Source organism: Devosia riboflavina, from assembly GCF_000743575.1.
Classification (GTDB): Bacteria; Pseudomonadota; Alphaproteobacteria; order Rhizobiales; family Devosiaceae; genus Devosia; species Devosia riboflavina.
This window is the reverse complement of the sequence record NZ_JQGC01000003.1, coordinates 225,673-249,159: the sequence shown is the minus strand read 5'-3', so window position 1 is coordinate 249,159 and position 23,487 is coordinate 225,673. Positions and strand designations below refer to the sequence as shown.

Genomic DNA, 23,487 nt, shown 5'->3' with positions numbered 1-23,487 from the left:
TTGTCTATGCATGCGCGTTGCGTGGCCGGCAATATCCGACAGAGAATTCGGAATTGCCCCGCGCGACGCAGCAGAGGAGGGGAGTTCCATCAGAGTTTGCGGATGCGGGCTGGTGCGCATCGGCTTGTCGGCCTTGCCGGCTCATGGACTCCGTCGCCAGCGCAGCTAGGGTAGCTCTTGGGGCTACCCATATGGGAGAACACGATGAAACGCCGCCATTTCCTGATTTCCGCCGCTGCCGTCACGGCCGGCGTCACGATTATGCCGCGCATGGCCTTCGCCGCCGAAGGCGTGATTGACGTCTATTTCACCTCGGACCAGAACGTCATCGACTTCTGGACCAATGTGGTGAAGCCCAAATTCGAAGCCGCCCATGCCGGCATCACGCTCAACCTCGTTGACGGTGGCGACGGTCCGGGCGTTGCCGCCATCGGCGACCGCGCTCTCGCAGCGCTTGCCAGCGGTGCCGATCCGCAGGCCGACCTCTTTGAAGGCTATGATACCCGCGTCAATGCTGGCGCCATCGACAAGGGTCTCTTCGTCGATTTCGCAGCCGCCGGCCTTTCCAACTATTCCAAGGTCAACCCGCTCGCCAACGACATCCCGACCCGCCTCGCCTATCGCGGTTCGCAGGTTCTCCTCGCTTACGACACCACCAAGCTCGATCCGGCCTCCGTGCCGAAGACCTGGGCTGACCTCGTCACCTGGATCAAGGCAAACCCGGGCCAGTTCATCTACAATCGTCCCAACAAGGGCGGTTCGGGTGGCAACTTCGTTCGTCGCGCCATTTTTGAAGCCAATGGCAACGATCCGAAGAAGTTTACCGTCGACAACTTCACCCCCGAATTTGCCGAACAGGCCCTGACGCCGGCCTTTGCAATGCTCAACGACCTCGCCCCCTCGCTCTTCGAAGGCGGCGCTTATACGTCGGGCAATACCCAGTCGCTGCAGCTGCTCGGCCAGTCGGCCGTCACCATGATCCCGGCCTGGTCCGATCAGGCTCTCTCGGCCATCGCCCAGGGCGTTCTCCCGGAAACCACCGGCCTCGTCCAGCTTCAGGATCTCGGCCTGCCCGGCGGCTTCACCTATATCGCCGTGCTCTCCAACGGCGCCAACAAGGATTCGGCGCTGCTCTTGGCCGACTTCCTCCTCACCGAGGAAATCCAGTCTGCCGTTCTCACCGAACTCGGCGGCTTCCCCGGCGTCAGCTGGGACTATATCTCCGCCGATCTGCGCGAGAAGTTTGCCGACATCATCCCGGCCTCCATCCCGACCTTCCCGGGCGGCAAATGGGAAACGGCCATCAATGATGGTTGGTACCGCGCCGTTGCTCCGAACGTGGACCCTGCCTCGTGACCACTACAGACGCGGGCGCCTTGGCGCCCGCACCCACGCAACGCAAGAGGCCGATCGGCCTCTTGCTCGTGGCCGCCCCCGTCCTGCTCGTTCTCTGGCTCATCATCTGGCCGATCATTTCGGCTGTGATCCAGACCCTCTGGCTGCCGACGCCCGATGGCGGGCGCGCCCTTTCGGTCTCGAGCTACCAGTTCTTCGCCAGCGATCCCTATAGCCGGGCGAACCTTGCCATCACGCTCTGGACCACGGGCGTCTGCGCCATTTTCTTGCTGATTATCTGCCTGCCGATCGCGCTTTATCTGCGCTTTTCCAATTCGCGCATCGCAGCCTATGTGCAGGGCCTCGCCATCTTCCCGATGTTCGTGCCCTCGATCATCCTGAGCTTCGCCTTCATCCGCGTGCTCGGCCCCAATGGCACTGTCGATCTCCTGCTCAATTCCGTGGGCCTCCCCAAGATCAAGTCGCCCTACCTCACCCCCTGGGGCCCGGTCATCGGCCTTGTCTGGGACAATATCCCCTTGACGGTGCTGATCCTTCTTTCTGGCCTCGGCAATGTGTCCAATCAGGCCATCGAAGCGGCGCGCGATGTCGGGGCAGGGCGCTTTGCGCTCCTCCGGCACATCATCCTGCCGCGCATTTCCAATTCGATCCTCGTCGCCATTTCCTTCGCCGTCCTCGGCATCTTTTCGGCCTTTACCCTGCCTTACGTGCTGGGTCCCGCCGCGCCGGAAATGATGGGTCCGTTCATGCAGCGCACCTTCCGCGACCTGTTCGATCCCACCAATGCCATCACCCAGGCCGTCATCACGTTCGGCTTCTGCATCGTCTTCGGGCTCTTCTATGTGCGGTCCGTCGCCAAGAACAGGACGCCCTAAAAATGAGCGCCCCCTCTATCAAAGTCTCACAGCCGATCGACTGGACCGGCATCGCCTTCGCCGTCATCCTCACACTCGTGATCGTCTTCCCGCTGCTCGTCGTCGGCACCTGGGCCTTCACCAATGTCTGGCGCTTCCCCTCGGTCATCCCGCAGGAATTTGGCCTAAAGTTCTGGTACCAGACGCTGGCCCGGGCCGACGTCTGGAGCTCCATCACCATGAGCCTGACGCTTGCCACCACGGTGACGGTTCTTTCCGCCATCATCTGCCTGCCCGCGGCCTACGCCTTCGCCCGCCTCGACTTCCCCGGCCGCGATATTTTGTTTTTCTCGTTTCTCGCCGGTCACGCTTTTCCAAAATTCGGCCTGCTCGTCGCCATCGCCGGCATCTTCCTGCAACTCAATCTCATCGGCACCTTCTGGGGTGTCGTCCTCATCCAGCTCGTGGGAACCCTTCTCTTCATGATCTGGATTCCCGTCGCCGCCTTCCAGGCCGTCGACCGCCGCATGGAAGAAGCCGCAAGGGATGTCGGCGCCTCGCCGCTCCGGGTCTTCTGGTCGATCACCCTGCCACAGGCCGGCCCGACCATCGCTGCGGCCCTGCTCCTGAGCTTTGTCGGCACCTTCTACGAAACCGAAGGCGCCTGGCTCATCGGCGCGCCCCAGGTGCGCACCCTGCCGGTGCTGATGATCTCCTTCATCAACAACCAGCCCGTCATCCAATATGGCGCAGTGCTCTCGGTCCTCCTCTGGGTCCCAAGCTTCATCGCCCTCCTCTTCGCGCGCCGCGTCGTCAATTCCGGCTCCTTCGCCAAGGGCTTTGGCGCATGAGCGTGGCCATCTCACACATCTCGGCTCCCGCCCCCCTCCCCAACCCTCCCCGCAAGGGGGAGGGTGCCGCAGCGGTGGGTTTGACCCGCTGCCTGCGCCAAACTCGATCCAGCACCTCCCCCTTGACGGGGGAGGTTGGGAGGGGGTGCCGGCACACGCTAGCTCTCTGGTTGCGGCTCACCTCTCCCTCTGGGGGAGAGGTCGAATCGCGCAGCGTCACCGAATTCGCTGAAGCGAATTCGGTTGGGGGTGAGGGTGTCCATTGGCACCCCCTGCCATCATTGCGCTCCACCCCATCCCACGCCAGCTTTCCGGCCGATGCCCCTCGCGCCAATCTCGCCGCCGCCCGAGAGGTGAAGGAATAAAAATGTCCGTTCTGACTATCAAAGACGTCACAAAGCTCTTCCCCGGCGGCACCAAGGCCGTGGACTCCTTCTCGCTCGAAGTGGCCGATGGCGAACTCGTCTGCCTCCTCGGCCCCTCGGGCTCCGGCAAGTCGACGCTCCTGCGCATGGTTGGCGGTTTTGAACAGCCAACCTCGGGCCTCATCACCATCGACGGCCAGGACATCACCCATATGCCGCCGGAAAAACGTCCCACTGGCATGGTGTTCCAGAGTCACGCGCTCTGGACCCATATGGACGTCTTCAAAAACCTAGCCTTTGGCCTGAAACTGCGTCGCCTCCCGGCCGACGAGATCAAGCGCCGGGTTGAAGCCGTGCTCGAACTCGTAGGCCTCGGCGGCTATGGCTCGCGCCGCGTCACCCAATTGTCCGGCGGCCAGCAGCAGCGCGTCGCCCTTGCCCGTTCGCTCGTGCTCGAACCCAAAATCCTGCTGCTCGACGAACCCTTTGCCAGCCTCGACCAGCACCTGCGCGAGCGCCTGCGTGAAGAAGTCCGCGACATCCAGCAGCGCGTCGGCATCACCACCCTGTTCGTGACCCACGGCCAGGACGAAGCCCTCTCCATGGCCGACCGCATCGTCGTCATGCGCGATGGCCGCACCGAGCAGATCGACCGCCCCGACGTCGTCTACCGCGATCCCCAAACCCCCTTCGTCGCCGGCTTCATCGGCACGATGAACCTGATCGAAGGCACCGTCTCCAACGGCACTTTCACCCGCGCCAGCTTCAGCCATCCGCTCGCCGTCGCCGACGGCCCGGCAACCCTCGCCATCCGCCCCGAAGCCCTCGATCTCGTCGCCGCCGAACCGGGTGCCGCAAAGGTCCACCGGGTCACCGATTATGGCACCCACGGCCTCCTCGATCTCAACCTGCCCGACGGCACCCGCGTAAAAGCCATGGTTGATCACCCCGGCCAGTTCAAAAACGGTCAGGGCGTCAACCTCGCCCCCCGCGCCGTCGCCGCCTATCGCGACAACAAGCAGATTTTCCGGAGCGAGGCATGAGCGACCCGCTCCATATCGAACAGGGCGGTCACCGCACCTGGCTCAAATGGCACCGCGGCCGCCGCAAGGCCTCTGACCCAGTCTTCACCGGCAGCCGCATATTGGAAGCCATGCGCCTCGGCGCCAGCGTCGAGGTGGACCTGGTTATCCACGCCGGCCACGGCTGTGCTATCCTCCATAACTTCTCGCTCGAAGAAGAGACCACCGGGTCTGGCCTCGTGCGCGAAACGCCGGCCGCAGTCCTCCGCGATTTGCACCTGCGCGGCAGCGATGGGCAGCCCATCGCCGACAAGGTGATGCTGCTCGAAGACCTCTGCGGCCTGCTCGCGCAAAACCAGCCGAATCCCGATGCGCTGCTGCAGCTCGATTTCAAGGAAGATTGCGCGGCCCTCACCCCGGAAGTGGTCGCCAATTTCGGCGCCACCGTCGGCCCTGTCGCGCGTTCACTCATTCTCTCGGGCGGCGACTTCGATGCTATCAGTCTGCTAGCGAACTCGGCCCCCAATCTGCGCACCGGCTACGACCCTTGCTACGGCGAATCCCTCGCCCGTCTGAAAGCCACGGGTGACTTCTCGGCATTCATCAACGACGCCCTCAACACCGCGCCCGACGCCGAAATGATCTACCTCGCCTACGACATCGTGCTCGAAGCCGACGCCGCGGGCTTTGACATCGTGGCGCCCATTCACGCCGCCGGCCGGCGCATCGACGCCTGGACCATCCGCACAGTCGACGACACGACTCTCCCAAAAGTCCGGCGCCTCCTGGCGCTCAAAGTCGACCAGATCACCACCGACGACCCGGAGGGGCTCATCGCGGCCCTCGCATCATGAGCCACGATTACAACGCCATCCTCGCCGACATGGTCGCCACCACCCGCGAGGCCGGCGCGCTAACCCTCGAACATTTCAAGCGTTTTCGCGATCTGGAGATCGGCGTAAAGGGCCCGGGTGACTTCGTCTCCGATGCCGACCGCGATTCCGAAACCCTGATCCGCGACCGCCTTCTTTCTCGGTACCCGTGGGGCCTGACCGGCGAGGAATTCGCCCCCGCCGAGCGCGACGACGAAACCCATCGCTGGCTCGTTGACCCCATCGACGGCACCACTAACTTCTTGAATGGCCAGCACTATACCATCACCATTGCCCTGCGTCGTGGCAATGAAACCATCTGCGGCCTCGTCTACGACCCCGTCGCCGACGAGATGTTCACGGCCATAAAAGGGCAGGGTGCCTTCCTCAACGGCGAGCGCCTCCATGTCAGCCGTTCCACCGACGTTGCCATGATGTGCGTCGGCACGGGCCTCCCCACGCCAAATCTCTCATTACATCCAGGTGCTTACGCCCGCCTCGACGCCATCCGCGCCCCCATCGGCGCCGTCCGCATCGTCGGCAGCGCTGCCAATTCCTGCGCCTGGGTCGCCTGTGGTCGTCTGACCGGCTATTTCGAAGAAACCGGCTTCGTCGACACCGCTGCCGGCATCCTGCTCGTCGAAGAAGCCGGCGGCATCGTCACCGACTGGTGGGGCCGCGGCCCGGAAACCTTTGAAAAAACCGGCGTTCTCGTCGTCGCCAACCCCGCGACCCACGCCTTCCTCCTCGACCATCTTCGGGAGGTGCCGCAGAAGAACCCGGCCGCCTGATTCCTCCGACTGGAGCCGGACTGATAGCCCCAACTTCTCCCTCCATCGTCACCACCGGGCTCGTCCCGGTGGTCCATGCTCCCTCGGGAGTGGATTGCCGGGACGAGCCCGACGACTGTTCGGGAATCGGCGCCCAAACACCCACCGTGTCATCCCCGCGAAAGCGGGGACCTCCGTTTCGGACCCAGGATTGCCGCCTCTGCGCGGCCTACACCTGCCGCAAAATCGCCGCCGCCCGATCCCGCAACGGCTTGTCGATCATCTTGCCATCAAGGCTTACCGTCCCCTCGGTCGTCATCACCGCCCGAGCCCACTCGATCTCCGCGACACTCGGCGCAAACGCCGCATTCAGCAGCGGCACCGCCGAAGGATGTACGCAGGTTGCCCCATCAAATCCATGCCGCCGCGCCTCCCGCGCCGCCTCGGCGATGGCTTCCATATCTGCATAATCGGCAATCGATCTTAGCAGCCCCAGCGAGCGTTTCCCTGCCGCCTTGGCCGCATAATGCACCAGCAGTTTTGGCACGCGCAGCACATCCGGGTCCGGCATCCCGCCCAGCTCCAGTGCAAAATCCTCGCTGCCCAGATTGATCGCCTGAAGTCTCGGATGCCGGCAGATCGCCGCCGCATCCAGCACGCCCGCCGGGCTCTCGATCGTGCCCAGCACCGGGATTTCTTCCCCGCCATGCCGCCGCATCATCGTGTCGAGCTCATCCACCGCAGCCACAGAGTTGGCCTTGGGAAAAACCAACAGGTCCACCCCCGCACCAAGCGCGGCCGCCACATCGGCCTCAACCCCCGAATTGATCCGCACCGCCACAGCGCCCGAGCCCTGCCGCAGGCTTTTTACCGCCTCGCCAAGATTGCTCCGCGCAAAATCCTTGCGGTCTTCCGCGACAGAATCCTCAAGATCGAGAATGACCGCATCTGCGCCCCGCAGATGCGCTTTTGCGATGAACCGGTCCTGGTCGGCCGGCACATAGAGCAGCGAGCGCATCAGGCGACCCTCCGGAATTCCCCGTCAAATCCAAGCTCCGCCAGCAATTCCGCGCCATGCTCATTGAGACCCGGCGCCGGAAGCCGAAATCCGCCCGGCGTTCCCGAAAGCCGCGGCACCACATTGTGCATGGGCATAGTGCCAAACTCTTCATCGTCCAGCGCCACGACAATCTCGCGCTCCTGAAAATGCGCGTCGTCCATCGCGTCGCCGATATTATAGACCGGCCCCACCGTCGCCCCCGAAGCCCGCATCTCCGCCAGCGCCGCATCGCGCGTCCGCGTCGCAAACCACGCGGAAATCGCCGCGTCCACCAGATGGCGGTGCTTCACCCGATCCGAATTGGTGGCAAAGCGCGGATCATCGTTCATGTCCGGCTGGCCGATGATCTCAAAAATCCGCCGCGCCACCGTCTGCGTCGACCCCGACAAGGCGACATAGCCGCCATCGGCGCACAAATACACATTCCGTGGCGAAGCCGTATTCGACGCGCTCCCCACCCGCTGCTTGATCTTCCCGGTTTTTGCAAAAATCCCCGCCTCGGGCCCGAGCACCGAAAACATGGATTCGAGCAACGACAGGTCAATCACCTGCCCGCGGCCGCCCCGCACATCCCGCGCATAAAGCGCCGTCATCGTCGCCGACGCCCCATATACGCCGGCAATCATATCGGCCAGCGCTAGCGGCGGCAGCACCGGCTCTCGATCCGGAAACCCCGTCCGATCCGCAAAGCCGCTCATCGCCTCGACAATGGTCCCGAACCCTGGCAGATGCGCATAGGGCCCGGTCTGCCCAAACCCCGAAATCCGCACCACCACCAGTCGCGGATTACGCGCCAGCAGAATGTCCGGCGACAGCCCCATTTTTTCGAGCGTGCCCGGCCGGAAATTCTCGATGAACACATCGGCCGTATCGAGCAATCTCAGCAGCACATCCATCTGCGCCGCCTCGCGCAGGTTGAGGCAAATGGAACGCTTGTTGCGCCCATAGGCCTTCCAGAAAAAGGAGTGCCCCTCCTCCTTCCAGTCGCGCAGGGGGTCACCCTCGGGCGGCTCCACCTTGATGACATCGGCGCCAAAGTCCCCGAGCTGCAGGCTCAGCATATTGCCCGCCATCAGCCGCGACAGATCAACGACGCGAATACCTTCCAGCGGCCCCGTCGCCGTGCCATCAAACCGGGCTCGCGAAAAACTCACCGGTCGAGCCTTTCCCCGCTCGCCTTGTCAAACAGCAGCACCTTTGAGGGATCAATCCCGAGACCAATCTTTTGTCCCGGTGACAGCAGTTCTGCATCCCGAATGACGACGCTGATCTCGGTCCCGCCAATCCGCGCCCGCACTTCCTGCGCCTCGCCCGTCGGCTCCACCACCAGCGCCTCGGCTGCAACGCCACCGGCATTGAGCCCGATATGCTGCGGCCGGATGCCATAGACCACAGGCATCCCTGCGGGCAGCGACAGCGGACGGGGAATTGGGAGCTTTTCCCCGCCCGCCAGAGCCACGCTCGAGACATCAGGTCCGAGCGTTGTAACCTCAAGCAGGTTCATTTCCGGCGAGCCAATAAAACCCGCCACAAACAGATTATTGGGATCGTTGTAGAGATCGAGCGGCGCCCCGGCTTGTTCGATCTTGCCGCCATTCAGCACCACGATCGTGTCGGCCATGGTCATGGCCTCGGTCTGGTCGTGCGTGACATAGATGGTAGTCTTCCCGAGCCGCTGATGCAGCGCCTTGATCTCGCCGCGCATACGCACGCGCAGTTTCGCATCGAGATTGCTCAGCGGCTCATCGAACAAAAACGCCCGCGGATTGCGCACGATGGCCCGCCCCATGGCCACACGCTGCCGCTGCCCGCCCGAAAGCTCCTTCGGCAACCGGTCCAGCAGCTTTTCCAGCCCCAAGATCGCAGCCGCCTCGGCCACGCGCTTGTCGCGCTCGGCCTTGGAAATCCCGGCTAGCCGCAGCGCAAAGCTCATATTGTCCGCCACCTTCATATGCGGATAGAGCGCATAGGATTGAAACACCATGGCAAGGTCCCGCTCCTTGGCGGGCATGTTATTGACCACCTTACCGCCAATGGTGATCTCGCCGCCGGAAATCGGCTCCAGCCCGGCAATCATGCGCAAAAGCGTGGACTTGCCGCAGCCCGAGGGTCCGACCAGCACCACGAACTCGCCCTTTTCCATGGAGAGCGACAGGTCCTCGATGACCGTCACACCACCATAGCTCTTGCTGACATTGCGGAGTTCGATTTCCGGCATTTTCGTAGGCCTCCTACTTTTCCGTCACGGCAAAGCGATCAACCGCCATGCGCCCAGCCGAACCAAGCCGCAGCCCGGACATGCCATAGGCAAAGGTTTTGTCATTCGCGGACGCCAGCGCCTTGCCATCAATCGACAGCGCTAGCATGTCGCCCTCGACGCTCAGCTCCACGCGATAAACGCGCCCGGCCTCCGGCTTGAACGGCACGCTCGCCAGCACCGTCTGCCCAAAGTCATGCTTCACAATCACCGCTTCGCCATTCTGGAAACCGCCGGCATAGAACCGCCCGGTTCCCTGCACGCGCGCCGTCACCAGTTGCGATTGCCCGGCCAGCACTTCCAGATCCGCCGACACCGTCACGTCGCGGCTATAATAGTGCCCGGTCCACATATCGGCATCGCTCGAAGCATGCCCATGGATACGGCCAAACTGCTTGGTCCAGTGCCCGCGGTTCCAGGTAAAGCGCGAAATCGCGCCCCATTCCTGGATCTCGGTGGCCGGATCGATGGTCAGATGCCCCGGTCCCGAGACCGTAAAGTCCGCAAGGAACAACCGCCCGAGGAATTTTAGCCGCCCAAAATACTCGACCGAAATACCGATCTCGTCGATTGCCTCGACCCCCTCGGGCACCACGAATTCATAATCCTGCCAGCCTTCATGCGACGGCACATGCCAGGCGCCGGTTTCCTCGATCGTCCCGCTCATGGCGCGCCGCACATAGGGCGCCACCCGCAGATTGCCGTCGCCATTCCATGGATCAAGCCACAGCTTGAACTTGACCACCTGCCCAGCATCGACAACCGGCGAGAACATCGGACGATAACGCTCGTCGTCAAAATCGCTCCGGCGATAGAACGGCTTCCAGAAAATCCGCCCGCCCTGTCCGCGCTCCAGCCGATCAAGCTGGATTTCCAGCGACCCGCGCGATCCCTCGACATGCCGCTCATCGGAATGTTTCAGACTGATCTGATTGAACCCCTCGGTCCTGAAACCATGCGTCGAGCCCGGTAGATCAAAATCGAACCGCAGCCCGCGCCGCGTAAAATCTTCCAGCCACCGCGCCGGCACATCGCACCCGGCCAGTTGCAGCGCCAGCACCGTCAGCTCCCGCGCAAAGCTCGGAATATCGACGATATTGATCGAGCCCACGATGCCCGAGGCAATCAGAAAATCGCTGATCGGCTTGCGATACTTGTCCCAGCTCGCATCGAGCCCCTGGAACGTCCCGACGATGGCCGCCGCATTGCCCGCGTTACAGTCGGTATCCCAGCCCGCCATGGTGGCGATCTCGGCCGTGCGCGGCAGCGAACCCGCGCCATAAAGGATCGACATGATCGTCACCCCGGCATTGGGGATGATGTGGCAGACGCCGGGATAGCGATCATAGCCCCATCCCGCCGTCAGCATGTCGCGGCACAGCCGCCAATTGTCCGGATTGGCCTTATGGAAATCGATCACCGCCCGGCAAACTTTTGCGTAAGTCGAGTTCGCATCAATCTGCGCCATCGCCGTCTCGATGATCTCGTCGATCGACTTGGCCTCGAACGCAGCCGCAATCGCCGCCGCGCAGAAGCGCGCGCCATTGAGCCCGTCGCCATCATGCGCCACTGAAGCCGCCATGGCCGACATTTCTGCCGCGCGCTTGGGATTGCCCGGGTTCACCCAGCCCCAGCTATCGATAAAAATCTGCCCACCGATCTGTTCGGCCACAGTCGTGCCATTGGTGGCAATCGAGCCCGAATGCGGCGCCGGAATGCCGGCCTGCAGGTTCTTGTAGGCGGTGTGTTCCGTCGAAACGCCAAACCCGCCCCACCAATACATGCCATGCTCTTCAGCCGCATAGTTGAGCCAGGTCTTGCCCACGTCCTCGGCCGTGCAATTCAGCCCATAGTCACGCAGCGCCCGGATGAAATAGACCGGCCCGTTGGTATCGTCGTCAGCCGCGAAATTCTTGAAATCGCGAAGGTATTGCGTCACCTCGCCATAGGTCTTCTGGATGCGGTCATAGCTCCAGATGGTCGGCTCCACAGGCGCGCCAAGCCGCACGCCGATGGCCTTGGCGATGAAGCCGGCATAGATCTTTTCTAGGATTTGCGTTTCGGTCAGCATGGGCAACTTTCAGGCAAGATTGAGTAGGGAAAAAGCCTCTTCGCGGGCGCGGGCAGCGGCGCGATCGGCGGCAATGATTTTGGAAGCCGTCGCCGCAAAGGCGTCAGCCGAAGTCATGAGATCGAGACGATTGGCCGAATTAAGCTGAGCAAGATCAGCAGCATCGATAACCGCCTCACCATGCAGCGCGCCGAGAATGGCGCCGGCCATGACCCCGATGGAGTCCGTGTCGCGCCCCGAATTGATTCCATCCTCTATCGAGGCACGGAAATTCCCCTGGTTCAGCAGACAGAACCCAAGCGCCAGCGGCAATTCCTCGATCGCCTGCAACCGGCTCGGCCGATAGGCATCGGTCAGCCGCCCGACTTTTTCGGGCATGTGATTGACGTCGTCGCCCATCACCGAAAACGGCGCTATGGCGGCGTGAAACGCATCGCAGATTTCGGCATGCTCTGCCCCGCTGCCGCGCAACCGATTGGCCACATCGGCAATTTCGGCAATGGCATCGCGCGTGCCATCCTTGGCGAGCCCCAAGACGGTCTCGACCACGCCTTCAATGGTTTTTCCGGGCACAAAGGCAGCAGCCACCGCCGCCGCCATCACGCCGGCCGCCTCGAGCCCATAACTTTCCTGATGCCCGGCCGCGAAACCGACGGCCTCGTCATAGGCCGCCCGCGGATTGGCCGCATTGGCGACCCCGATGGGCGCGATATACATCGCCGCCCCGCAGTTCACCATATTGCCGATCCCGCCCTGGCGCGGGTCGCAATTGGACAATTGGTGCCGCTGGAAAATCCACTTTTCGGGATAAAATAGCCGGTCGATCAGCATGGCCTCGCGCTGCAATTCCGGTACCCAGCGCGGCGTCCAGGCGATCTGCTTGACCATGCCATCGGCCATGTCCCAGGCGTCGAGATGCCGCCCGGTCTCGGCATAAATATCCATCAGCGCCAGGGTCATCATCGTGTCGTCGGTGATAATGCCATCCCCGCGCACCCGATGGTTCCGCTGTTCGGGCGGCAGGTCCATCTTGTGCCAGCGCGTCATCACCGATGTCACGCGGCCATAGCGCGCCCTGATCTGCGCCGCCGACAGTTTTTCAACCGGCGCGCCCAGCGCATCTCCCAGGGCAATGCCATAAAGCATGGCCCGAATGCGGGACTGGAAGGATGGGGTCATCTCGACTCCGACTCTTTTGTCATTTTAGTTGTCGCCAAACCTTCGGGTCCGGCGCTTGCTGCCCGCTCATCCACCGTGTCATCCCCGCGAAAGCGGGGACCCCCGTTTGGTGAACAGGGGTTCCCGCTTTCGCGGGAATGACATCGTGGTTGAACAGGCTCAGTGAACTCCCTCCCAAGTTGGGGGAGGGAGCCTGTTTCGTCCTTATTCGCCCAACACAGTCCTTGCGTGTTCGGCCATGCGCTCGCCACCGGCAGCATTGTATTCGGCAACAAACGCATCCCACTGGTCGAGCCCGGCTTCGCCGGTGATGAATTTTGCCACCCACGAGCGATAGACCTGCTCGGTCGCATCGACATCGGCGGCAAATTCGGCCGGCCAGACAAAGGCATTGTCCGCCGTGAAGTCGGCCTTGATCGTATCCAGTGCAGCCTGCGCGGTGGGCGAAAGCAGCGGGGTCGGCGGGGTCCAGTTGGCCGAGTTGAAGAAGCGCGCATACCAGGTCGAGATCGCGTCGGTGAACGTCACCGCCCCGCTCGCGTCCTTGGTATATTGCGTACCCTCAAAGCCCATGCGGTCGATATCCTGGCCTTCCTTGGAAGCCATGAAATCGAGCACCTTGAATGCCTCTTCCTTGTGCTCGGAGAGCGAGGAAATGGCCCAGCCGCGCGATTCCTTGGAAACGTCGACTGCCGCCAGACCCTGGCCGCCCGGGCCCGAGGGAACCGGAAGCAGGGTGAGGGAAATATCCTCGCCCGGATGCGCCTGGCGCATCTTGCCGGCATAAATGTCGATCACTTCGGGCGAAGAGCCAAACACCACGCCGGCCTTGCCGGTGTAGAACTTGTCTTCCTTCACGTCGAACGTGTTGGTGACATATTCCTTGTCGAAGAGGCCCTTTTCGGCCAGCCGCGCATAGAACTCGATCTTGGCCTTTTCGGCGTCGGTCACACGCGAATTGACCCACTGCCCATCGGCATTCTTCATCCAGGTCCCGGTCACGCCAAAAGCCTGGTTGAAGATGGAGTCGAGTTCGCCGGTATTGCCAAAACCGGTCAGGCCCAGCGTATTGCCGGCGGTGCCATCGCCATCGAGATCGGCGTCATGAATGGCCTGGAACAGGGCTTCATATTCTTCCACCGTGGTCGGGGCCTGTAGGCCCAGCTTTTCCAGCCAATCGGTGCGGATCACCGGCTGCGGCGCGCGCGGCGGGTAGATGTAGATCAGGTAGGGATAGTTGGCGAGGCGATCCACATTATGCGGCCAGAGCGCAGCCTTGACGTGCTGCGAAGCCTCGATATGGGGCGTCAGGTCTTCGAGAATCCCTTGCTCGGCCATTTTCTGGTCGCCGCCCTGGAAGTAGATGATGTCGGGAATATCGCCCGAAAGCAGCATCACGCCCAGCGCATCGACATAGGCCGACGTGCCGCCCGGCAGGTCGATCGTCTGGATATCGACATCGGTCCCCTGCGCCTTGAGCGCAGCTTCGATGGCCTCGATTTCCTTCATGTCATCGGGGTTGGTGGTAAGCAGGTCCTTGCTGACGAGACGCAAAGTGGTCTGCGCCATGGCGGGCGCGGCAAGCGCTCCAACCATCGCCATAGCCGTGGTGGCCAGGAGCAGTTTCTTCAGTGTCATTGGTAGTCTCCTCCGTTGTTTTTAGTCTTCCCGCTCTCGCGGTATTTTTGAAATTTTAGGCTCAGTGGCTCCCCGCCAGCGGCGTCGGTTCTCTCGCCCGGCCCTCGCCACGTCGTCATTGCCCGGCTCGTCCGGGCAATCCAGCGATGCCGCGGCGCCCATGGACCACCCGGACAAGCCGGGTGGTGACGACCATCGAGAATGTTGATCGGCCCCAGCATCATCCCTTCAGCGCCCCCGACATGGTGCCCTTGGTGAAATATTTGAGGATGAGCGGGTAGATCGCGAGGATCGGCAGGATGGTGATGAAAATCATCCCGGCCTTCAGCGCGCGGATATTGATCTGCGCCAGCCCGATATTGTTGTTGGCATTGTTCGCCCCGACGATGGCGATCTTGTCGCCCTCGATAACGAACTGCCTCAGCACCACCTGCAGCGGCCATTTGGTCTGGTCGTTGAGGTAGATCATCGAGCGGAAAAACTCGTTCCAGTGCAACACGAAGTAGAACAGCGCAATGGTGGCGAGCGCGGGCTTTGCCAGCGGCAGCACGACGAGGAAAAAGGTCTGGAACGGATTGGCGCCATCGAGCTCGGCGGCTTCCAGCAGCTCCTTCGGAATCTCCTCGAAGAAGCGCACGAGGATGATCAGGTACCAGGCGCTGACCGCCTTGTAGAGGATCACCGACCAGGGCGAATTGAGCAGGCCCAGCCGCTTCATAAGAAAGTAGTCGGGAATGATGCCCGGCTCGAAAACGATGGTGACGAGCACCATCAGAAAGATCAGCCGCCGGCCTGGCAGGCCGGGCCGCGACAGGCCCCAGGCCATCAGCGCTGTCCCCATCACGCCGATGAGAACGCTGGTTGTCGTCATCCAGACCGAATTGAACAGCCCGCGCTGCACATTGGGATGCTGCAAGAGCAGCGTCCACACATCGAGCGAGAACCCATCGGGCACGATGGAGAGCCCCGAGAACCCCGCCACCTTGCTCGGGTCCGAAAAGGACAAAGCAAGCAGGTTCAGCAGCGGCTGCAGGGTAAACACCACCAGCAGCAGGAGCGTGGAAACAATGAGCACATATTCGACCCGCTCAAGCGGGCTGCGGCGCACTTGGCTCGACATCACCACACTCCCTTGCCGGTCAGCTTCTTGCTGACGAGATGCGAGGTGATCACGAGGATCATGCCAATGACGGCCTTGAAGAGCCCGGCGGCGGTGGCGAGGGCGTATTCGCCGGTCGAGAGACCCAGTCGATAGACATAGGTGTCGAGAATATCGATCGTCGAAGCGTTGACGTCGTTTTGCATGTTGATGACCTGGTTGAGGTCGGCGCTGAGGAACATGCCCATATTGAGAATGAAGAGCGTCGCGATGGTCGGCACGATGCCGGGAATGGTGACGTGCCAGATTTTCTGCCAGCGATTGGCCCCATCCATCTCGGCGGCCTCATAGAGCTGCGGATCGATGGCGAAGATGGCGGCAAGGTATAGAAGACTGTCCCAGCCGGCCGAGCGCCAGATTTCCGAGATCACCAGCACCCAGCGAATGGTGCCGGTATTGGTCATGTAGCTCACCGGCTGGAAGCCGAGCGCCGTCTGAATCTGATTGACCGCACCATCGGTGGGCGAGAGCAGGGCAATGAACACGCCCGAGATGACGACCCAGGAGAGGAAGTGCGGCAGGTAGATCGCCGATTGCAGCGTGCCGCGCAGCTTGCCGCTGCGGATTTCATTGAGCAGCAGCGCAACGATGATCGGCACGGGGAAGACGAAGATGATCTTCATGCCCGAAATGATCAGCGTATTGGCGAGCACCTGATAGAAGATCGGCGACGAGAACAGGACCTGAAAGTTCTTCAGCCCGACCCAGATATTGGGCGGGATGATGCGCACCTGTTCGAAAGCCATCTTGGCTTCCCAGATCGGCACGTAGTGCCAGATGATGAAGAAGATTAGCCCCGGCGCCATCATGGCGTAATAGGGCCACCACTGTCGCACTTGCGCCCCGAACGTTACGCCAGACGGTAACAGTCTGTTAGCGAACTCCCGCCCTCCGTTATCCAAAACGGCATCAGGTTTGGGAACGTTCCCATTGTTGGGTGCAGCAATGCGGCCAGCACTTGGTTCTGCCATCAGTCAGATCCTCCCTACCCCGCCAGTTTGCGGGGTTCGCGCGACAGATCCGCGAGCGAAGCCCGATCGATCAGCCGGCAAGGCATATAGACGCGGCCGTGTTCCGGCCGTCCTTCGATTTCGTCAAACAGGCTCTCCACCGCCCGCGCGCCGATATCTCGACCGGGCTTGGCAATGGTGGTAAGGCCCGGAAAGGTAAAGGCGCCCGAGGGGATGCCGTCGAACCCGAGTATGGAAACATCCTCGGGGCAGCGCAGCCCGCGCTCGCGCACCGCCATCATGGCGCCGATGGCCATCATGTCATTGGCGGCGAACACGCAGATATGCCCGAGGCGCGGCCGATCAAGCAGCCGCAGCATGGCGAGACGCCCGCCTTCGAGCGTATATTCGCCATCTTCGACAATGAGTTGCGCCGGATCGACATCCCGCTTGATGCTGTGCCGTTGCACGGCATTCAAGAAGCGCGTCCGCGCCAGGCGCGATTTTGGGCCGACGATCAGCGTCGGCGCATGATGCCCTTTGGAGACGAGATGATCGAGCCCCAGTTCAACGGCCTGGGTAATATCCGAACCCACGCTCGACACATCGGCAAAGCGCTCGGCGCTCGAGCCGATCAGTACGAAGGGCAGGCCGAACTTGTCGAGATCGTCGAGCGCATCGGAAACCGGATTGACGATGGCCCCGTCGACCCGCGCCCGCCGCAAGGCCCGCAAATGGCTCTCTTCCTTGGCCGGGTCCCAGTCCGAGGAAAACACCAGCAGCGAAACATCCGCCTCCGCCGCCCGATCCAACGCACCACGCGCCACATCGGCCCAGAAGGGATTCGTGATATCGGGAATAACCAGCCCCAACATGCCGGAACGCCCTGAGCGCATCCCCACCGCGAGGTGATTGCGCTCATAGCCAACGGCTTTCGCCGCCGCGAGCACCCGCTCGCGCGTCTCATCGAGGATGCTCTCGGCACCCGCAAGGGCGCGCGCCGCGGTGCTTTTCGACACCCCGGCCCGCTCGGCCACATCAATGATGGTAGGCCGGCGCTTGCGCAACGGCAGATCCTCCGTGGTCAATTATCATGACCTTCGTGGGAACGTTACCACGCGTTATCCAAATGTCAACCGCCCCACAACCAATCCGTCACCGAATGAGATTTTTGCGTGCCTTCGGTTGACGGAGAGATCAGTTGATCCGGCCATGCTCGGCCAGAAAGTCCAGCAAGGCGCGGATGCGCGAGGACAGAGGCCCGCCTTGTCCGACATAGACGGCGTGAAACGCTTCCATCTCGCCGGTTTCGAGATGCGCAAGCACCGGCTTGAGCCGGCCCGCCGCGATATCGTCCCGCACCGTGAACATGGAAAGCCGCGCCAAGCCCACGCCCGCCAGCGCCAGGTGCCGCATGCCCTCGCCATCATTGGTCTGCACGCGCCCGGCGGGCGGCACGACGATTGTCCTGCCATCCTCGCGCAGCGGCCAGCCATCCACCGTCCGGGCATAGCCAAAGCCCAGGCGATTGTGCCGCTCCAACTCGGCAATCGTCTGGGGCTCGCCGCAGCGCTCGAGATAGGCCGGGGAGGCGACAATGGTCGGCGTCGTCTCCCCCAGCTTGCGGGCGACAAGGCTCGAACTCTTGAGCGGCCCGGCCCGCACGGCCACGTCCGTCCGTTCGGCAAGGAGGTCTACCACCAGGTCCGTCTGCACGATGTCGAGCGTAATGCCTGGAAATCGTTGCATGAATTCCGGCAGGATCGGCGCCAGCACATGGTTGGCATAGGACGCGCTGGTATTGATCCGCACCCGCCCCACCGGTTGCTCGCCCATTCCTGCGGCCCGCTCTGCATCCTCAAGATCAGCCAGAATATCGCGCGCCCGCTCATAAAAAGCCGAGCCCTCTGGCGTCAGTTGCAATTGCCTGGTGGACCGGTTGAGTAGCCGCGTCCCGAGCCGTTCTTCCAACCTTGCTATAAGCTTGCTCACCGCCGATGGCGTCATCCGAAACGCCCGCGCTGCCGGGGAAAATCCGCCGAGCTGCACGACGCTGACGAACACTTCCATCTCGCCGGATCGATTGACCTCCAGTCGCGCCATGATGACTTCAACTCACAAGTGCTGTTCTTTCTCGCAGTCTAATTCACCGCAACAGCTCGGTCTATCTTTGCACCAACCACATTCAGCAAGATGGACTGCATCATGCCTTTGGCACTCTATGCCCTCACTGCCGGCGCCTTCGGCATCGGCGTCACCGAATTCGTAATCATGGGATTGCTTCTCGACGTCAGCCGGGAACTCAACGTCACCATCGCCGCCGCCGGCCTACTCATTTCCGGTTATGCCCTCGGCGTCACCATCGGCGCACCGATCCTGACCGCCCTCAGTGCCCGCTTTCCGCGCAAGCACGTGCTCGTCGGTCTCATGGCCATCTTCGTCATCGGCAACGCCGCCTGTGCGCTGGCGCCAAGCTATGAATGGCTGATGGCCGCCCGCATTCTGACGGCTCTTGCCCATGGCACTTTCTTCGGCGTCGGCGCGGTGGTGGCGACCGACCTCGTCTCCAAGGACCGGCAGGCCTCGGCCATTGCCATTATGTTCACCGGCCTCACCGTCGCGACCGTGCTCGGCGTGCCGCTCGGCACCTGGCTCGGTCAAAGCTTTGGGTGGCGCATGACATTCTGGGCCGTGACTGCCGTCGGCATCATCGCCATGAGCATCGTTGCCGCCCTCGTGCCGCGTGATCGCAGCAAGCCCGAGCCATCCGATTGGCGCGCCGATCTTCGCGTCATTGCCAGCGGCCCGGTATTGCTAGGCCTCCTGACGACCGTACTCGGCTATGCCGGCGTCTTCGCCGTCTTCACCTATGTCGCGCCGCTCCTGACCGAAATCACCGGCTTTCCCGATAGTGCCGTTTCGCCGATCCTGCTGGTCTTCGGCGGTGGCATGATGGCCGGCAATCTCCTTGGTGGAAGGCTGGCCGATGGCCATCTCGCTCGTGCCATCGTCGTAACCCTTGGCGCATTGGCGCTGGTGCTCGGCGTGACCACGCTGGCGCTGCACAATGGCATCGCTGCCGTGCTCTTCGCCGGTCTTCTCGGCGCCGCCGGTTTTGCGACCGTCGCCCCGCTACAGATGTGGGTCCTCTCCAATGCCAAGGGCGCTGGCCAGAGCCTGGCGTCGAGCTTCAATATCGGCGCCTTTAATCTCGGCAATGCTATCGGCGCCTGGGTCGGTGGTCTGGTCATCGATCATGGACCAGGCCTCGCCTATGTGCCGCTGATCGCTGCGATTTTCCCGCTATTGGCGATCGCCATCGCGCTTGCCGCGGTCCGGTCCGGCCGTCCAGCCGTGGCGGCCGCAGTATAGCTTCGTGCGCCGCACTTCATCGCGGCCCGGCCCCGGATGTCCATTGTCCGGGGCCGCGCTTGCCTTGCCCCTCGTGCTCACACTTGACACGCTGTGTGCTTAAATGATTAGTTCGTCACCACACCGAACTAATTAAGGCGTCCGTCTTGAGTCAGGCTGTTCGCATTTCTCGCCAGTTTTCCCTGCGCTCCGTGATGGAGGCCATCGTTCAGAATGGCCCGATTTCGCGCGCGTCCATTGCCAAGCAGACCGGTCTCTCCAAGCAGACCATTTCCGAAGTGATGCGACAGCTCGAGGACGAGGGTTGGGTACAGGAAACCGGACGGACCAGCGGACATGTGGGTCGTACGGCAGTCACCTATGAGATCATTCCCTCTGCCGCCTATATCGGCGCTGTGGATCTGGGTGGCACCAAGGTGCGGGTCGCCATTTGCGATCTTTCCTCGCGCGTCATTGCCGAAATGATGGAGCCGACCGACCCGGAAGGTGGTGATGCCATTATTGCCCAGATCGGCCGGTTGACCCGCGAAGTGGCCGCCCAGGGTGGCGTTGCCATGGACAAGTTGCGCATTGCTGTTGTCGGCGTGCCCGGCGCGCCACAGGCCAAGACGGGCCGCGTGCTGCTGGCGCCCAATATCGCCGGCTTTGACAAGATGGACGTTGCCTCGGCGCTGCAAAAAGCGCTCGGCTGCGATGTCATGCTCGAAAACGACGTCAATCTCGCAGTGCTGGGCGAAAGCTGGCTCGGCGTGGGGCAGGGGCTCGATAACCTTGCCTATATCGCGCTCGGCACCGGTGTCGGCAGCGGCTTGATGGTCAATGGCCAATTGGTTCGTGGCGCCGGCAATGCGGCCGGCGAACTCGGTTTCCTGCCTTTCGGTGCCGATCCCTTCGAGCCGGAATCACTGCGCGCGGGCGCCTTTGAGCGCCTGACCGCCTCCTACGGCATCGTGGCGCGCTATCGCGCGCTGGCGGGCATCGATGCCACCGTGCCGGCGATCTTCGAAAAGGCCAATGCGCATGAAGCACATGCGGTGGCTGTGCTCGACGAAACCGCAAAGCTGCTGGCACGCGGCATCGGCGCTATTGCCGCCATCACCAATCCCGACAAGGTCATTCTCGGCGGCTCCATCGGCAGTCGCCAGGAGCTGGTGGCGCGGGTGATCGGCGTCCTGCCCGCCTGCTTCCCCTATCCCGTCGAAGTGGAGGCCAGCGAATTGGGCGATCACGCCGCCCTGGTCGGCGCGACGGCCATCGGTCTCAGCCACCTCCACAACACGCTCTTCGGCGCCGATGCGCCGGAATCGCGTATTTCCCTGCCGCCGGCCAATGCCGTTTCCATGCGCGAGGCGCTCAAATGAGCGGGCTTGGCAACCAGTTGCGCGCCGCGCTCGATCGGGATGACGCCATTGCGCTTCTGCGCGGTGCCATCGGCCGGGACAGTGTCACCGGCAATGAAGCCAATTTCGTTTCCTATCTCGCCGAGCAGATGCGCGCACGCGGCATCGGCAATGTCGAAACAGCAGATTTTCTGCCCGGTCGTCCCAATGTCTGGGGCACGCGAAAAGGCAGTGGAGCGGGAAAACGCCTGCTCTTTATCGGGCATACCGACACGGTCCATGTGGAAGGCTGGCGCGAGCATTGGGCCGGTGATGAGCGTGAGGACCCATTCGGCGCCCCTATCATCGATGGTGAAATCTGGGGTCGTGGTTCCGGCGACCTCAAGGCCGGCATTTGCACCAGCCTGGCGGCGCTGAGCCTGCTCGATCGCGCCGGCATAAAGCTTATGGGCGACGTCGATTTCGCCTTTGTCGGCGACGAGGAAAGCGGCGAGCCGGGCACCGGCGTTTCCGCCGGGGTGAAGGCCCATACTACCCGCATCGCCTCGGGCGACCTGCCGAGGCCCGATTTCGTCGTCTACACCGAGCCGACCAAGCTTGCCGTCTATGCCGCGCAGATCGGCTTTTTCATCGCCGATATCACGATCACCGGAAAATCAGCCTATTTCGGCGTGCCCGAACTTGGCCATGACGCTCTCAAGGCGAGCCATGCGGTCATGTCGGCCCTCTGGGCCCATTCGGACAAGATTTCAGCGCGGGCGGAGCACAAGCTTGTCGGCCGTGGCTTCCTGCTCATCACTACGCTCAATGGCGGCGGATTCATCGCCGTGCCGAAGCGCTGCACGCTCTCGCTGATCAGAAAACTGCTGCCCGGCGAAAGCCTCGACGCGGCGGCGGCCGAACTCGAAGCGGTCATTCGCGGTGCCGTCGCCGATCCCACTATTACCGTCGACATAGCCTATCCCGCCGGCCGCGACCACGCGCTGGGCGGCACGGCGGCCGAGATCGATCCGAACCATCCCGCGCTTGCCATGCTGGGCGATGCGGTGGGGCAAGCCATGCCCGGCCGGGGCGGCGCCGAGGGGGCGCCTTTCTGGTCGGAAACGCCGTTCTTCGTCAACGGCCTCAATATCCCGGCGGTCTATTGCGCCCCGGGCGACATCAGCAATTGCCACACTTTTGAAGAGCGCGTCAGCGTCGAGGAATATCTCGCTGGCGTGGTGGCTTTTGCCGATTTCATGACCCGCTTCTGCGGGGTGGAAGGGAACTAGGATTTTCATCAAGGGAGCAAAAGATGAAGACCACAACCATGCTGGCAGCCCTGCTCGCCAGTACACTTATCGCATCACCTGCTTGGGCCCAGACCATCGGACCCAATGGCGAAACCGCGACCCCGAGTTCGGAAGTCGTCCTCACCGACGCTGACATCGCGGCGCTTCAGGGCAAGGGCTATAAGGCGGCCCTCCTCTGGCACACCTCGTCCGATTTCATCAATGCCGTCGCCGCCGGCGCCAATGATGAATTCGCCCGCGCGGGTGTCGATGTCGTCGTCACCACCGACGCCGGTTTTGACGCCGCCAAGCAGCGCTCGGACATCGAAACCGCGCTGGCCGCTTCGCCCAATGTCATCCTGTCGCTGCCGCTCGATCCGGTCACCTCGGCCGAAGCTTTTCGTGGCGCCATCGACGCCGGTGCGGAGCTGGTTTTCCTCTCCAACCTGCCCGCCGGTTATGTCCATGGCACCGACTATGCCGCCATCGTCACCGACGACCTCTTCCAGATGGGCAAGCAGGCCGCCGACGTTCTCGCAGCATCCATTGGCGGCGAAGGCACGGTCGGCTGGATCTTCCATGACGCCGACTATTATGTGACCAACCAGCGCGACAATGCCTTCAAAGCCACGATCGAAGCCGATTATCCCGGCATCGAAATCGTCGCCGAACAGGGCATTTCCGATCCAGCCCGCGCCGAAGAGCTGGCCAATGCCATGCTGCTGCAAAACCCCGATCTCGACGGCATCTATGTTACCTGGGCGGAACCGGCCGATGGCGTGCTGGCGGCCCTTCGCAGTGCTGGCAACACCACGACCAAGATCGTGACCCTCGATCTTTCCGAGCCGGTAGCGCTCGACATGGTCAAGGGCGGAAATGTGGTCGGTCTCGTCGCTGACGAGGCCTATGAACTGGGCCGCGCCATGGCTGCTGCCGGTCTCAAGGGCCTGCTCGGCGAAGAGGTCCCCGCCTTTGTCGTTGCTCCGGCCCTGACCGTCACCGCGGACAATGTCGCCGAGGGCTGGCAGCAGTCCCTGCATCGCGATGCGCCGGCTTCCGTGCTGAGCGCAAAGTAATAGTTCGGCTCGGCCGGGCAGTTC

The 23,487-nt window shown here is 62.6% G+C and carries 20 protein-coding genes; 10 read left to right on the top strand and 10 right to left on the bottom strand.

Annotation, left to right across the window (positions count from 1 at the left end; translation table 11 throughout):
* Nucleotides 1-204: 204 nt before the first annotated feature.
* From JP75_RS04350 to JP75_RS04325, 6 genes are all read left to right on the top strand, one after another.
* Entirely contained in the window at nt 205-1,356 is a 1,152-nt protein-coding gene (locus JP75_RS04350; protein ID WP_035079723.1) for an extracellular solute-binding protein, read from the top strand.
* A complete protein-coding gene (locus tag JP75_RS04345) occupies nt 1,353-2,231 on the top strand; it encodes an ABC transporter permease (RefSeq protein ID WP_051960342.1) in 879 nt (292 codons plus the stop codon). Before JP75_RS04350 ends, JP75_RS04345 begins: the two co-directional genes overlap by 4 nt.
* A gap of 2 nt (nt 2,232-2,233) precedes the next feature.
* Nucleotides 2,234-3,061: an ABC transporter permease gene (locus JP75_RS04340; protein ID WP_051960341.1), complete on the top strand. Its 828-nt coding sequence runs from the start codon at nt 2,234-2,236 to the stop codon at nt 3,059-3,061.
* Nucleotides 3,062-3,428: 367 nt separating this feature from the next.
* Nucleotides 3,429-4,469: an ABC transporter ATP-binding protein gene (locus JP75_RS04335; RefSeq protein WP_035079720.1), complete on the top strand. Its 1,041-nt coding sequence runs from the start codon at nt 3,429-3,431 to the stop codon at nt 4,467-4,469.
* Entirely contained in the window at nt 4,466-5,302 is an 837-nt protein-coding gene (locus JP75_RS04330) for a glycerophosphodiester phosphodiesterase (RefSeq protein ID WP_035079717.1), read from the top strand. The genes JP75_RS04335 and JP75_RS04330 overlap by 4 nt, the downstream gene beginning before the upstream one ends.
* Nucleotides 5,299-6,111: an inositol monophosphatase family protein gene (locus JP75_RS04325; protein WP_035079714.1), complete on the top strand. Its 813-nt coding sequence runs from the start codon at nt 5,299-5,301 to the stop codon at nt 6,109-6,111. The genes JP75_RS04330 and JP75_RS04325 overlap by 4 nt, the downstream gene beginning before the upstream one ends.
* Nucleotides 6,112-6,319: 208 nt before the next feature.
* Here JP75_RS04325 and JP75_RS04320 read toward each other — a convergent pair whose 3' ends face one another.
* The 10 genes from JP75_RS04320 to JP75_RS04275 all read right to left on the bottom strand — a co-directional run bounded on the left by JP75_RS04320 (nt 6,320) and on the right by JP75_RS04275 (nt 18,507).
* Nucleotides 6,320-7,108 (bottom strand): HpcH/HpaI aldolase/citrate lyase family protein, encoded by a 789-nt coding sequence (locus tag JP75_RS04320; protein ID WP_051960340.1) that lies wholly within the window; start codon nt 7,106-7,108, stop codon nt 6,320-6,322.
* A complete protein-coding gene (locus JP75_RS04315) occupies nt 7,108-8,304 on the bottom strand; it encodes a CaiB/BaiF CoA transferase family protein (RefSeq protein WP_035079707.1) in 1,197 nt (398 codons plus the stop codon). The genes JP75_RS04320 and JP75_RS04315 overlap by 1 nt, the downstream gene beginning before the upstream one ends.
* Nucleotides 8,301-9,368: an ABC transporter ATP-binding protein gene (locus JP75_RS04310; protein ID WP_035079705.1), complete on the bottom strand. Its 1,068-nt coding sequence runs from the start codon at nt 9,366-9,368 to the stop codon at nt 8,301-8,303. The genes JP75_RS04315 and JP75_RS04310 overlap by 4 nt, the downstream gene beginning before the upstream one ends.
* A gap of 13 nt (nt 9,369-9,381) precedes the next feature.
* Nucleotides 9,382-11,478: an ADP-ribosylglycohydrolase family protein gene (locus JP75_RS04305; RefSeq protein ID WP_035079702.1), complete on the bottom strand. Its 2,097-nt coding sequence runs from the start codon at nt 11,476-11,478 to the stop codon at nt 9,382-9,384.
* 9 nt (nt 11,479-11,487) lie between these two features.
* On the bottom strand, nt 11,488-12,657 hold the full coding sequence (locus tag JP75_RS04300; RefSeq protein ID WP_035079699.1) for an ADP-ribosylglycohydrolase family protein: 1,170 nt from the start codon (nt 12,655-12,657) through the stop codon (nt 11,488-11,490).
* Between the two features lie 204 nt (nt 12,658-12,861).
* On the bottom strand, nt 12,862-14,295 hold the full coding sequence (locus JP75_RS04295; protein WP_035079697.1) for an extracellular solute-binding protein: 1,434 nt from the start codon (nt 14,293-14,295) through the stop codon (nt 12,862-12,864).
* Nucleotides 14,296-14,515: 220 nt separating this feature from the next.
* Nucleotides 14,516-15,415 carry a carbohydrate ABC transporter permease gene (locus tag JP75_RS04290; RefSeq protein ID WP_035079695.1) on the bottom strand — a complete coding sequence of 300 codons (900 nt, stop codon included), beginning with the start codon at nt 15,413-15,415 and terminating at the stop codon, nt 14,516-14,518.
* A complete protein-coding gene (locus JP75_RS04285) occupies nt 15,415-16,290 on the bottom strand; it encodes an ABC transporter permease (protein ID WP_244446251.1) in 876 nt (291 codons plus the stop codon). The genes JP75_RS04290 and JP75_RS04285 overlap by 1 nt, the downstream gene beginning before the upstream one ends.
* A gap of 149 nt (nt 16,291-16,439) precedes the next feature.
* Nucleotides 16,440-17,492, bottom strand: coding sequence for a LacI family DNA-binding transcriptional regulator (locus JP75_RS04280; protein WP_244446250.1), 1,053 nt, complete (start codon nt 17,490-17,492; stop codon nt 16,440-16,442).
* Between the two features lie 109 nt (nt 17,493-17,601).
* Nucleotides 17,602-18,507, bottom strand: coding sequence for a LysR family transcriptional regulator (locus JP75_RS04275; RefSeq protein ID WP_035079689.1), 906 nt, complete (start codon nt 18,505-18,507; stop codon nt 17,602-17,604).
* Nucleotides 18,508-18,609: 102 nt separating this feature from the next.
* On the opposite strand from JP75_RS04275, the gene JP75_RS04270 reads away from it, so the two are divergent.
* The 4 genes from JP75_RS04270 to JP75_RS04255 all read left to right on the top strand — a co-directional run bounded on the left by JP75_RS04270 (nt 18,610) and on the right by JP75_RS04255 (nt 23,463).
* Nucleotides 18,610-19,776: an MFS transporter gene (locus JP75_RS04270; RefSeq protein WP_035080214.1), complete on the top strand. Its 1,167-nt coding sequence runs from the start codon at nt 18,610-18,612 to the stop codon at nt 19,774-19,776.
* Nucleotides 19,777-19,922: 146 nt separating this feature from the next.
* Complete coding sequence (locus JP75_RS04265) at nt 19,923-21,137, top strand: ROK family transcriptional regulator (protein WP_035079686.1); 1,215 nt, start codon at nt 19,923-19,925, stop codon at nt 21,135-21,137.
* Nucleotides 21,134-22,387, top strand: a complete 1,254-nt coding sequence (locus tag JP75_RS04260) for a M20 family metallopeptidase (RefSeq protein ID WP_035079682.1) — start codon at nt 21,134-21,136, stop codon at nt 22,385-22,387. The genes JP75_RS04265 and JP75_RS04260 overlap by 4 nt, the downstream gene beginning before the upstream one ends.
* 23 nt (nt 22,388-22,410) lie before the next feature.
* Nucleotides 22,411-23,463: a substrate-binding domain-containing protein gene (locus JP75_RS04255; RefSeq protein ID WP_035079679.1), complete on the top strand. Its 1,053-nt coding sequence runs from the start codon at nt 22,411-22,413 to the stop codon at nt 23,461-23,463.
* The last annotated feature ends 24 nt before the right edge of the window (nt 23,464-23,487 follow it).